Origin of the sequence: Pseudoalteromonas sp. OF7H-1 (assembly GCF_022347825.1) — a bacterium.
Classification (GTDB): Bacteria; Pseudomonadota; Gammaproteobacteria; order Enterobacterales; family Alteromonadaceae; genus Pseudoalteromonas; species Pseudoalteromonas maricaloris.
On sequence record NZ_JAKRFX010000027.1, the window covers coordinates 39,650 to 51,935 of the forward strand.

8 protein-coding genes are annotated in these 12,286 nt (G+C 44.1%); 2 read left to right on the forward strand and 6 right to left on the reverse strand.

Annotated elements, in window-relative coordinates; all coding sequences use genetic code 11:
* Positions 1-154: 154 nt before the first annotated feature.
* From MHN30_RS22795 to MHN30_RS22820, 6 genes are all read right to left on the reverse strand, one after another.
* On the reverse strand, positions 155-1,333 hold the full coding sequence (locus tag MHN30_RS22795; protein WP_069022155.1) for a phosphoglycerate kinase: 1,179 nt from the start codon (positions 1,331-1,333) through the stop codon (positions 155-157).
* A gap of 127 nt (positions 1,334-1,460) precedes the next feature.
* On the reverse strand, positions 1,461-2,471 hold the full coding sequence (gene epd, locus MHN30_RS22800) for an erythrose-4-phosphate dehydrogenase (RefSeq protein ID WP_010607557.1): 1,011 nt from the start codon (positions 2,469-2,471) through the stop codon (positions 1,461-1,463).
* A 109-nt stretch (positions 2,472-2,580) separates the two neighbouring features.
* Positions 2,581-3,198 carry a 3'-5' exonuclease gene (locus tag MHN30_RS22805; RefSeq protein ID WP_039491478.1) on the reverse strand — a complete coding sequence of 206 codons (618 nt, stop codon included), beginning with the start codon at positions 3,196-3,198 and terminating at the stop codon, positions 2,581-2,583.
* Between the two features lie 3 nt (positions 3,199-3,201).
* Complete coding sequence (locus MHN30_RS22810) at positions 3,202-5,040, reverse strand: DUF294 nucleotidyltransferase-like domain-containing protein (RefSeq protein ID WP_069022152.1); 1,839 nt, start codon at positions 5,038-5,040, stop codon at positions 3,202-3,204.
* A 90-nt stretch (positions 5,041-5,130) separates the two neighbouring features.
* Positions 5,131-6,855, reverse strand: coding sequence for a sodium:solute symporter family protein (locus MHN30_RS22815; RefSeq protein WP_017216580.1), 1,725 nt, complete (start codon positions 6,853-6,855; stop codon positions 5,131-5,133).
* An 11-nt stretch (positions 6,856-6,866) separates the two neighbouring features.
* Positions 6,867-7,130 (reverse strand): DUF4212 domain-containing protein, encoded by a 264-nt coding sequence (locus MHN30_RS22820; protein ID WP_010607553.1) that lies wholly within the window; start codon positions 7,128-7,130, stop codon positions 6,867-6,869.
* Positions 7,131-7,540: 410 nt separating this feature from the next.
* On the opposite strand from MHN30_RS22820, the gene MHN30_RS22825 reads away from it, so the two are divergent.
* Together MHN30_RS22825 and purU are read left to right on the forward strand one after the other, a co-directional pair.
* Positions 7,541-10,966, forward strand: a complete 3,426-nt coding sequence (locus tag MHN30_RS22825; RefSeq protein ID WP_239361199.1) for a PAS-domain containing protein — start codon at positions 7,541-7,543, stop codon at positions 10,964-10,966.
* 117 nt (positions 10,967-11,083) lie between these two features.
* Positions 11,084-11,914: a formyltetrahydrofolate deformylase gene (gene purU / locus MHN30_RS22830; protein ID WP_239361201.1), complete on the forward strand. Its 831-nt coding sequence runs from the start codon at positions 11,084-11,086 to the stop codon at positions 11,912-11,914.
* Positions 11,915-12,286: the final 372 nt, after the last annotated feature.

The window sequence follows — 12,286 nt, forward strand, 5'->3', positions numbered from 1 at the left end:
CGGATAATATGTTTACACCAGCTTAAACTGATGAAGTTAACCACTTTATTTGTTGGCTAACCGGACGCTACGCGTCGTCAAGTAAACATCAAGTATGTGAGAGAGTGATGTTTACCTGATATTAAGAGGCAGCTTAACGCTACCTCAATCAATTTTAGTCTCTAGCTCGCTGCTCAAGCATGGCGACCGCAGGAAGCGTTTTACCCTCAAGGAATTCAAGGAAAGCACCACCACCTGTAGAAATATAAGAGATATCTTGCTCAACACCATACTTATCGATAGCAGCTAACGTATCACCACCACCAGCAATTGAGAATGCTGACGACTTAGCGATAGCATTGGCAATCGCTTCAGTACCATTACCAAATTGGTCAAATTCGAATACGCCCACAGGGCCATTCCAAACCACAGTGCCAGCATTTGCAATGATATCAGCAAGTTGAGTTGCTGTATCAGGACCGATGTCGAAGATCATGTCTTCGTCTGAAACTTCGCTTACATCTTTAATGGTAGCAACAGCAGATTCTGAAAACTCATTACCTACAACCACATCAGTCGGAACAGGAATATCACCGTCATTCGCTCTAGCAGCGGCCACTAGCTTGTTCGCTTCAGGGATCAAATCCGCTTCGTACAGCGACTTACCGACAGGGTTACCCGCTGCAGCAATGAAAGTATTTGCAATACCGCCACCAGTCACGAGTTGGTCAACAACCTTAGACAATGAATCAAGCACGGTTAGTTTGGTTGATACTTTAGAGCCGCCAACGATGGCCACCAAAGGACGAGCTGGGTTATCTAGTGCTTTGCCAAGTGCGTCTAGTTCAGCCGCAAGCAATGGACCTGCACAAGCCACCTCAGCATACAAGCCAACACCATGTGTTGAAGCCTGTGCGCGGTGCGCAGTACCAAAGGCATCCATCACGTAGACATCACAAAGCGCTGCTAGTTTTTTCGCAAGTACTTCATCGTCTTTCTTCTCGCCAACGTTAAAACGCACGTTTTCGAATACGATAACTTCATTGTCTTGTACATCCACGCCGTCAAGATAGTCAGTCACTAAACGTACATCTTGAGATAACGCATCATTAAGATAATCCACAACCGGCTGCATAGAATATTGTGCATCATATTCTCCCTCAGTTGGACGACCAAGGTGAGACATCACCATCACTTTAGCACCTTTTTCTAGCGCTAATTTGATACTAGGTAGTGCAGCACGGATCCGCGCGTCCGACGCGACTTTGCCATCTTTAATTGGCACATTTAGGTCTTCGCGGATCAACACACGCTTGCCGTTTAAATCTAAATCCGCCATCTTAATGACTGACATTGGACATCTCCTTAAAGAACGATACATTTTGTTATCTACAAGGCAGCAATCGTTTGCTACCTCGGTTTGAATTATTGTTTTAATTTTGTGCAGACAATTTGATTATAACAGCGTCTGAAACAAATGATTAGCCACGCATCATCACGCAAGCGGTATCAAGCATACGATTAGCAAAACCCCACTCGTTATCACACCAAACTAGTAGCTTAACCAAGCGCTTGTGACTCACTCGAGTTTGCGTACCATCTATAATACAAGAATGTGGATCGTGATTAAAATCAACCGACACTAGCGGCTCTTCAGTGTAGCTCAGTACCCCTTCTAAACGGCCACCAGCAGCCTGCTTTAGAACTGAGTTTACCGCATCAATTGTGACATTTTCATTGAGCGTCACACTCAGATCCATCGCCGTAACATTGATTGTTGGCACCCGTACCGCGATCGCCTCAAAACGACCTTGGAACTTAGGTAAAATACGTTCAATACCGCGAGCCAGCTTAGTATCAACAGGAATGATGGATTGGCTTGCCGCACGCGTACGACGCAAATCACTGTGATAAGCATCAATCACTTGTTGATCATGCATAGAGGCGTGAATAGTAGTAATAGCACCGGACTCAACACCAAACTTATCGTCTAGCACTTTAATTACCGGAACAATACAGTTTGTTGTACATGAGCCGTTAGACACAATGGTGTGCTCAGGTAACAGTATTTCTTCGTTGATACCGAAGATCACCGTCGCATCAACATCAGCATCCGCAGGATGTGAAAATAATACTTTCTTTGCCCCAGCCTGAATATGCGCAAGTGCGTGCTGACGAGAATGATAGACGCCAGTGCAATCGAGCACCACATCAACATCCAGCGCGCGCCAAGGCAGGTGACTTGGATCTGGCTCTGAAAATAACTGGATCTTATCCTCAGCTACTTCCAAAAAAGATTCTGTTAACGAAACTGGAAAAGCAAAACGCCCATGTGAGGTATCGTATTTTAGAAGATGCGCGATCCCTTTAGGATCCGCCAACTCATTGATGGCTACAATTTGTATTTCGTGGTGACGACCCGACTCATAGAGTGCTCTTACGATATTACGCCCTATTCGACCAAAGCCATTAATTGCAAGCTTGATTGTCATTAAATTGAAAATCCATGAAGTCGCAAGTACGAAAGTTCCCCTTCGTTTTGATGGCGCTATTGTAATCGACCTGAGTGAAATGTGTAAGGGGCTAGGGCAATTTTTTAACTCAAGTTAAATCCGCAATTTTACATTTACCGCCAGCACAAATGGCCTGAGATTGCGCCAACAGTAGTTCCGCTGTCGCTAAAGCATCGCTAAGCGCATCATGCAATTGGTGAGGAGGTAAACCATAACGCATTCTACAAGCGTTTAGTGTTAATGCATCTTGCGCCAACGGATAGCCTTGCTTTAACACACGACGCTTATCTATCTGCATGGTATCTAACAACAAAGCAGGTCTTACGTTTAGCTCAAAGCGCTGAAATGCCGCCTTAAGAAACGCCCAATCCATCTGTACGTTATGACATACCAACACTTTACCGTGGAGCGCGCGCTGAAGCGCCAGCAACAAAGTTTGTAAGGACTCACCATCTGCCAATTGACTACTATCAATACCGTGAAAAACTGGACTTTGTGCAAGCGTTCGCACTTCACTGTTCAAATGATACTGTGCATCTTTCACCTGGATCCGCATATTTTTAATCGGCAACCAACCAGCCGACACAATTTCATGGCGCTTTGGATCAAGCCCGGTGAGCTCAAGGTCTAGCACCACCAACTCGGCTTGCGCAAACGGCTGATGTTTATAGCGCCACTTAGCAACAGAGTGAGAAAACCAGTTCATTGCTTATAAACTCCCTCGAGCAAACTTAAACGCACTCGCCTGCTGTGCTTGTTTGACTAAATAAAATGCTTCTTTGAGTTGATGGCGTTCAAGAGAAGAGAGGTTTTCTGGGTTAATACAATTTCCAGGTAATCCTTCACGGTTAATTTGGGTCTTTAACCGCAATTGTGTTAAGAATCGCCAACAGTCTTTTAGATTGTCGATATCCGACTTAGCAAGCAATGGGCTTTTAGTCAGTGCCTCTAGGCGCTCTAAGGTGTTAGCTCTTGCAACCCCCACTTTTAGCGCATACAACCTAACCACATCGTTGATAATAGCAACCCCACGCTTTTTCAGATCTAAATACTTATGTTTGCTCTTGTCTTTTTCCAGCTTAAATTGTTGAAAGATCCCGATCGGTACCGAGTTTGCGTTGATGTCTGTCGCCATTGCCGCATAAAACAACTCGTTTCGACTGATCTGCTCCAAAGATTGGCGCAGGGTCGCATAGAGATCGCTGGCGCCATCAATAAAACGCATATCAAAGTAGATCTTGCAATTAAGCATCGCTTTTGGCGTAGGAGACAAGATCCACTTGCTAAATTTGGCGGTCCACTGGGCAACTGTGCCACGGCAATCTGCATTACTAGCCATGATATTTCCCGGGCAAGATTGAATACCGCACTCGTTGAGTTGCTCACAGACAAACGCGCCTAAAGCAGCAAAGTAACGACGATCGTTTTCGCTGATATTGTCTGGTAGCAATAAACCATTGTCTTGATCTGAATGTAAGGTCTGCTCTTCTCGTGCCTGAGAGCCAAAACAGATCCACGCGAAGCGACATGGCGCGGCACCATGCTGCTGTTGATATAAATAGATTAATCTTGATGTTAGCGCATCAGTGAGGCCACTTAATAGCTTGCCAATCAGTGAAATATCTTCGATATGATAGGAAAATTGACGCAATAGATCTGGGATCTCCTGAGCGCAGTTTTTGATAGCCAGAAGATTTTGTGCTTTATAGATCCTGCCAATAAGTTGCACTGGATCACTTTTTTGCTGTCTCAGCAGATCGGTGCTGGTCAGCATGCCCAATGGTTTATACGCTTCATTTAACACAGGTAAATGATGAATATTGTGCTTAAGCATTAAATGCAGGGCCGAAAACACACGATTGTTTTCAAAAATATGTTTTGGCTTTTCCGTCATGATCTCAGCAAGTGGAGCACTGGGATCTTTGTCTTGCGCTAGAACTCGATTGCGCAGATCTCTATCCGTCACAACGCCAACCAAGCGCGCTTGCTCCGTGACCATAATTGATGAAACACGATGCTGGCTCATCAATTTGGCAGCTTCACGAATACTCGCTGTCGGCGCGATAGTAACCGCATCTTTAGTCATTAGCTCAGATATTTTCCGCTCTGACCAAGTTTCGCTTTGCTGTTTATAACGAGAAGAAAGTAGTCGGTTAGCGTGTGCTCTAACAAAGTATTGCTCAAAAGGTTTATATTCTCGGCGCAAAAAATCAAAGTTCTGCTCATTGAGAATATAAACCAAGCCATCTTTTTGAACTTCGATGCGATTTTGAATGGCATCACCGGTTAATAAAGAAGGATAACCAAAGTAGTCTCCCTCGCTCATACGACCAATGACTTCGTCTTTTGCTGAGATAAGATCAACCACACCCGAGCGCAGCAAATATAGATTTGGCTTGCCATCTTGAAGCCAATCTTGTTGATTCGTCTGGCTAAGATAAACAATTTCGATATGTTTTGAAAAGTAGCTGGCAGCCGCTTCGGGCAATTCAGAAAACGGGGCTTGTTTATAAACAAACTGAAAGACATCTTGAATTTCTGGCGTCATACCTAACTGTCCTTTTAATCGTCTACAATTTTGCACTATCAAAAACAAATTTGCCCAGCACACTGGCTGGGCAAATTCGATTAGCATTGCTTAGTGTGCGTGAGCAGCGCTAGACCCTTTAGGGTTACGGATCCCATCAACCATCACTTTGACTTCTTCAGGTGTATCCGCGGTTACCTTCATAACCAGTGCAGCTACAACGAAGTTCACTAGCATACCTACAATACCGATCCCTTCAGGAGAAATCCCAAACAACCAGTTTGCAGGGGCATTTAGCTCAGGGCTGACAAACTTAAAGTAAATAATATAAGCTGCAGTGAAGCCTATACCCGTAACCATGCCAGCAATCGCACCTTCTTTATTCATTCGCTTAGAGAATATCCCCATAATAATCGCAGGGAAGAAACTCGCCGCAGCCAAACCAAAGGCAAATGCAACCACCGAGGCGACAAACCCTGGCGGATTTATACCAAAGTATGCCGAGATTGCGATAGCGACCATCGCCGCTAAGCGCGCAGCCAGCAATTCTTGTTTATCGTTGATATCCGGCTTGATGGTACGCTTCAACAAGTCATGTGATACCGATGTTGAAATAACCAGTAGCAAACCAGCGGTTGTCGATAGCGCCGCAGCAATACCACCTGCAGCGACCAATGCAATCACCCACGCAGGTAGATTCGCAATTTCTGGATTTGCCAATACCATAATATCGCGGTCAATCTTCACTTCGTTTGCACTTGCAGGATCATCAATCTTGCCTGCAGAGTACTGCATTTTGCCGTCACCATTCTTATCATTGAATACGATAAGGCCTGTTCTTTCCCAGTTTTTCACCCATTGTGGTGCTTCTTCATATACCGTGCCACTACCATCTTTACCGTTGATAGTATCGATCATGTTTACACGAGCGAACGAAGCAACAGCGGGTGCAGTTGTATATACGATAGCGATAAACACTAAGGTCCAAGCGGCTGAAATACGAGTGTCTTTTACTCTAGGAACGGTAAAAAAGCGAACGATTACATGTGGCAGACCAGCAGTACCAACCATAAGTGCAGCAGTAATAGCAAACACATCAACCATACTCTTAGAGCCTTCGGTGTACTGCGCAAAACCGAGCTCGGTACTGAGTCCATCTAGCTTGTCGAGTAGATAGGTGCCCGAGCCATCAGCCAACGTTGCACCAAAACCAGTTTGTGGTAGTAAATGGCCCGTCATCATCAGTGAGATGAAAATAGCAGGAACTAAATAAGCAAAGACAAGTACACAATATTGAGCGACCTGTGTATAAGTGATCCCCTTCATACCACCAAGTACCGCGTAGAAGAATACAATCACCATACCAATGTAAACACCCGTTTCAATATCCACTTCAAGGAAACGAGAGAACACCACACCAACACCACGCATTTGACCGGCAATATAGGTAAAACAGATGAAGATAGCACACAGGATCGCAACCACACGTGCAACCTGAGAATAGTAACGATCACCGATAAAATCTGGTACCGTGAACTTACCAAATTTACGCAAATAAGGTGCTAAACACAGGGCAAGTAATACATAACCGCCGGTCCACCCCATAAGGTAAACACCGCCGTCGTAACCAGCGAAGGAAATAATCCCCGCCATTGAAATAAAGGACGCTGCACTCATCCAATCTGCTGCAGTTGCCATACCGTTTGCAACAGGAGGTACACCGCCGCCAGCAACATAGAATTCATTCGTGGACCCAGCTCTCGCCCAGATAGCGATACCGATATAAAGCGCAAAACTAAGGCCGACGATAATAAAAGTTAAAATTTGAACATCCATCGATTAGCTCCTCACTCATCCACGCCGTATTTTTTGTCCAACGCATTCATTTTTGAAACGTAGACAAAAATTAACGCAACAAAGGTATAAATTGCGCCTTGCTGAGAAAACCAAAATCCGAGTTTAAATCCAAAAAAACGAACTTCGTTGAGCACATCAACTAACAGGATGCCGAATCCAAATGAAACGACAAACCAGATAGCGAGTAGCTTAAACATCAAGGCGAGATTTTCTGACCAATATGCTTTCGCTTGTTCTTCACTTTTAAAAGCCATTTTAAATCTCCTATCACCCGCTCCAACATGGAGCAAGTTGTGTTAATAGACCTTAATGAGAGTAGCAACGGCTTAGTAAGTTGAAATTGAGACCTTAGTCGTAACGCCAAGTTAACGTTTACGTAAACTGCAAATACGTGGTATTCATTAGAATTAAAAAGTCTTTATAAACAAATAGATAAATCAAAACAGGTTGGATGAAGATGTATTTTCAATGAGTGGGTACGACAGTAAGACATTAGTCTAACTTGAATGGTGAATGAACCTCTTTACTCACCAAACAAAACTATAACACTTTGATTTTAAATAAGATATAAATCTCAAATAAAATTATAGAGCAAACTAGACTATGGGTGCCATTTGTTTGCTAAAGTATGACGATATTAATACCAAAAACTATAACAAACATTATGACTGCCATTTTACTCCTTGTTGCCGCTGCTTATATTGGTGTACTTTTTTGGCTCGCCAACTGGGGAGATAAAACCACCCCCCGCGCACTCAAAATTAGTCATCATCCGTTTGTTTATGCCTTTTCCTTAGGGATTTATTGTACTTCTTGGACTTATTACGGCTCGGTAGGTACTGCGGCCACCAGTAGTTGGCATTACTTCCCCATTCTTTTAGGGCCCATTTTACTGTTTTTGTTCGGTCAGGGGTTTTTGCGCAAACTCATATTGGTCAGTAAAAAGCAGAATATCACCACCATTGCCGACTTCATTTCGGCACGATACGGTAAACGCCAAACTACGGCCGTCATGGTAACGATGATAGCCCTATTGGCAACCATTCCGTATATTGCACTCCAGCTCAAAGCCTTGAGTAGTAGCTTTTTGTTATTACAGCAGGATGAGCAAGTATCTGGCACTGCGCTCGCATTAGCTGGCACCTTGATCATGGCATTATTTGCGATTTTCTTTGGCACTAGAAAGGTAGATGTGACTGAGTATCGCTCAGGGTTGATGTTGGCCGTTGCTTTTGAATCTATCGTTAAGTTACTCGCACTCGGTATTGTTGCCGTGCTTGCATGGCAATCTTTAGCTCAAGTTCCAGACTCATTTGAAGCATTGAGCGAACATTGGCAATCTTTTGACTTCTTTAACTTCAACTTCGTTGGACAAACGCTTATGGCAGCGGCTGCCATCGTCTGTTTGCCCCGACAATTTCATGTTGTAGTAGTAGATAACCACAATACTTCACACTTAAAAACCGCACGCTGGGCATTTACGCTTTACTTGTTATTGATAGCAGCCATGATCATCCCAATCGCTACCGCCGCTATCCACCCCGATATTGGCTATGGCGCCGCACCGGATAGTTTCGTACTTGCTTTACCTATCATGATGGAGCATCCGATCCTCGCTACATTTGTCTTTATCGGCGGTTTATCAGCGGCAACGGCCATGATAGTCGTTGCGACTCTCACACTTAGCACCATGTTATCAAACGATGTGGTATTGCCTTTGTTGTTCAAGCGTAAATTTAAGAAGAACATTCTAAACAGCAGTTTTAAGAGTCAAATACTCTTAGTTCGACGCTTTGTTATCGCCGCCATCTTATTACTTTCGTATATGTACCAGCAATGGTTTGGTCATGGTGAAGCTCTCGCGAATATGGGGTTAGTTGCCTTCTCATTAGTTACTCAGCTATTGCCTGCGATTGTCGGTGGACTTTATTGGCGTAAAGGCCATGCGTATGGCGTATATGCGGGGCTCATCGCGGGTTTTATCTGCTGGATGCTATTTCTTATGTTTCCAATTCTGGAAGCTGGAGGATTACTTGATTATGAAATGCGTCAGACCCTTATCACCCGAGGAACTTTACTTGCACTGCTCGCTAACATTAGCTGCTATATTAGCTTTTCTATCGGTGCACAGGAGCGCCTAATCGACCGTATTCAGGCCGCGGCATTCGTAAACCCTAAAGATCAGGCTGCTCTCTCTAAACGCTTGAATAAACAAGTTCGCGCTACCGTGTATGACTTTAAAGTGCTACTACAAACCTTCTTGGGCGTTCAGCGTAGTCAGCAACTGCTCGGGCACTATGCTCAAAATAATATTTTAGAAGATAATGACGCGTACCCAGCTCCTGAATTTATCTCATTCTGCGAGCGCGCACTCACGGGAGTGCTCGGTGCTTCATCTGCCCAAGCTCTGATCCGTACCGTGTCATCGGGTCGCCAAATGGCATTTGAAGAGGTGGTTAACTTTTTTGATGAAACCACACAAGCACTACAGTTCAACCAAAACCTACTTTATACCTCATTAGAAAACCTAAGCCATGGGATTTCGGTTGTTGATAAAGATCTAAAACTTGTTGCATGGAACAGGCGTTATCACGAGATGTTCGCCTACCCAGATGGTTTCTTAGAAGTCGGACAACCGATAGAGGAAGTGATCCGATTTAACGCCGAGCGCGGTGAATGCGGTCCTGGTGAAATTGATAAACACGTCGATAAACGAGTTCAACATCTGAAAAATGGCACTCCTCACCACTTTATTCGCCACCGTCGTAATGGCCAAGTATTTGAGATGACGGGGAACCCGCTGCCTGAAGGCGGGTTTGTGACGAGTTTTTCAGATATCACTACGCATATTGCGACGCAAAACGCACTGGAAGAAATCAATATGGATCTAGAGAACCGTATTGAAGCCAGAACCCAAGAGATCCGCACTATTAATATGGATCTTAAAGCGGAAATAGCCAATCGTCACGAAACAGAGCAGGCGTTAATGGCAGCTAAAAAAGAAGCAGAACAAGCAAATGAGAGTAAAACCCGCTTCTTAGCGCTTGCGAGTCATGATATTTTGCAGCCACTCAATGCCGCACGCCTATACTTAGCAGCGATTGATACCCACAATCTAATAAGTAAAGATCAGGGTAACTTTGAAAAACTCACCGATAGCCTAGACTCCACCGTACATCTGATGAGTGCGCTTTTGGATATTGCAAAACTTGAACAAGGTGCAATGAAACCAACCCCTAGGCATTTTAACATTGACGATATCTTACTACCACTGGCAAATGAGTATGCCATCATTTCAAAAGAGAAAGGTCTAGAACTTAAGGTGAGAAGCTCCCACAGCATTGTGCACAGTGACACCACTTACCTGCGCCGGATCATTCAAAACCTGGTTTCCAATGCCGTTAAATATACCGACAGTGGCAAAGTGCTCATCGCCTGTCGACGCCGTAAACATAGTTTAAGGCTTGAAGTGTGGGATACCGGTCCAGGTATTTCAAACCATGAGCAGAATAAGATCTTTAACGATTTTTATCGTATTCAAGCAGGCGATAATAAAGGTATTGGGCTTGGGCTTGGTGTTGTAAAACGTCTATGCGATCTCTTATCCATCACAATTTCTGTGAACTCGGTTGTCAATCAAGGCAGCCGCTTTGCCATAGACATACCCTATGGCAATGTGGATTTACTCCAAGTAAAAGAAGATATTAGCCAAAAACCGCAAAGCAAAACTCAACTTAATGTCATCGCGGTTGATGACGATCCGAAAAACCTAGAAGCCATGGCGAGCCTGCTAGATAAATGGCATTGCTACTATCAGCTGTTTTACAAAGTAGAAGATGCGCTTGCTTACGCAAAACATAATTCCGCACCAGATGTTATTTTAATGGATTACCAACTTAACGATAACTGTGATGGGATCTCTTTGATCAAATCGCTACGCACCGTGTGGCAAGATACGGTTCCTGCTATCTTAATTACCGCCGTGAGGGATGAAGAAGTAAAAGTCGCCGCTAAGAGTGAGCAGATCCATTACCTGTCTAAGCCAGTAAAACCAGCAAAACTCAAGGCACTGCTCAACCATGGGCGGTGAGCGTACAGACAGCTGTTGAATACGATAGCAATCGCAAAGTTTTTTGTCGTTAAGCATTTATCTCACTGCCAATTCGCAGTATTCTGAAAGTTCGCTTAGACGAATTGGAATGAGGAAATGAGTTACATACTAACGACAGAGTGCAAAGATGACATCGGACTGATCGCGAAGATCACTAGCCTTTGTCATGAGCACGACCTAAACATCACGCGTAATAATGAGTTTGTAGATAAAGAAGGACAGCGCTTCTTTATGCGTACAGAGCTCACAGGCACACCCAGTGATAACTTTCTGACACAACTTCGTCAGTCATTACCAACTGGCGCCAAATTAAACCTATACGGGCAAGAACGAACAAAAGTGGTGCTACTTGCGACGAAGGAAGCGCACTGCTTAGGTGGCGTGTTGCTTAAACAATACGAACAAGCATTCAATATTGAAGTACAAGCCGTTATCGCAAACTATGATACGTTGGAACCCCTTGTTAAAGGCTTTGGTATTCCTTTTCATCTGGTATCACATGAAGGGTTGAGTAGAGCTGAACACGACAGTGCAATGGCCGATTTAATCGCACAATATGATCCTGATATTGTTGGCTTGGCAAAGTATATGCGGATCTTAACACCGGAATTTGTATCACGCTTTGACGGGAAAATTATCAATATTCACCACTCATTCTTGCCTGCCTTTATCGGTGCAAAACCTTACCATCAGGCATTTGAGCGTGGCGTGAAAATTATTGGCGCTACCGCTCACTTTGTTAATGATGAATTAGATGAAGGACCTATTATTGCCCAAAATGTCACGCAAGTTAGCCATGCTCAAAATGCTGAAGAGATGGCAAAAATCGGTAGAGACATTGAAAAAACAGTATTTTGTAACGCGTTACAATTAGCCTGCGAGCATAAGCTTTTCATTAACGGCAATAAAACAGTCGTCTTTTCATAATCAAGTCCAAAAACGCAGTTTAGCAACTCAGGAAATAAACGCATGGATGCGTGCACTCCCACAATGCTGTGTATTCGGTGGTAGAAGCGAGTTTACCTCGCGATGTGTTGATTGGCTTGCGAGGTTTTATATCTATCAAATCTCTATACCCCAAACAGCAAAAAACCCGCTGCATTACTGTAACGGGTTTTTATGTACATGGTTTTTGCCGGAACTTCATTGCAACCTATCGGCGGATAAACCACCTTATATGGACTCCTCCAATTGTACAAGCCACTTTTAGCATTATTAGTGTGATTGCGTGCTTATATCCGGGCTCTTGATGAGGTGCTACCTCGGCCTCTTTGATGTATTCGCGCCCTTGTGCCTTCT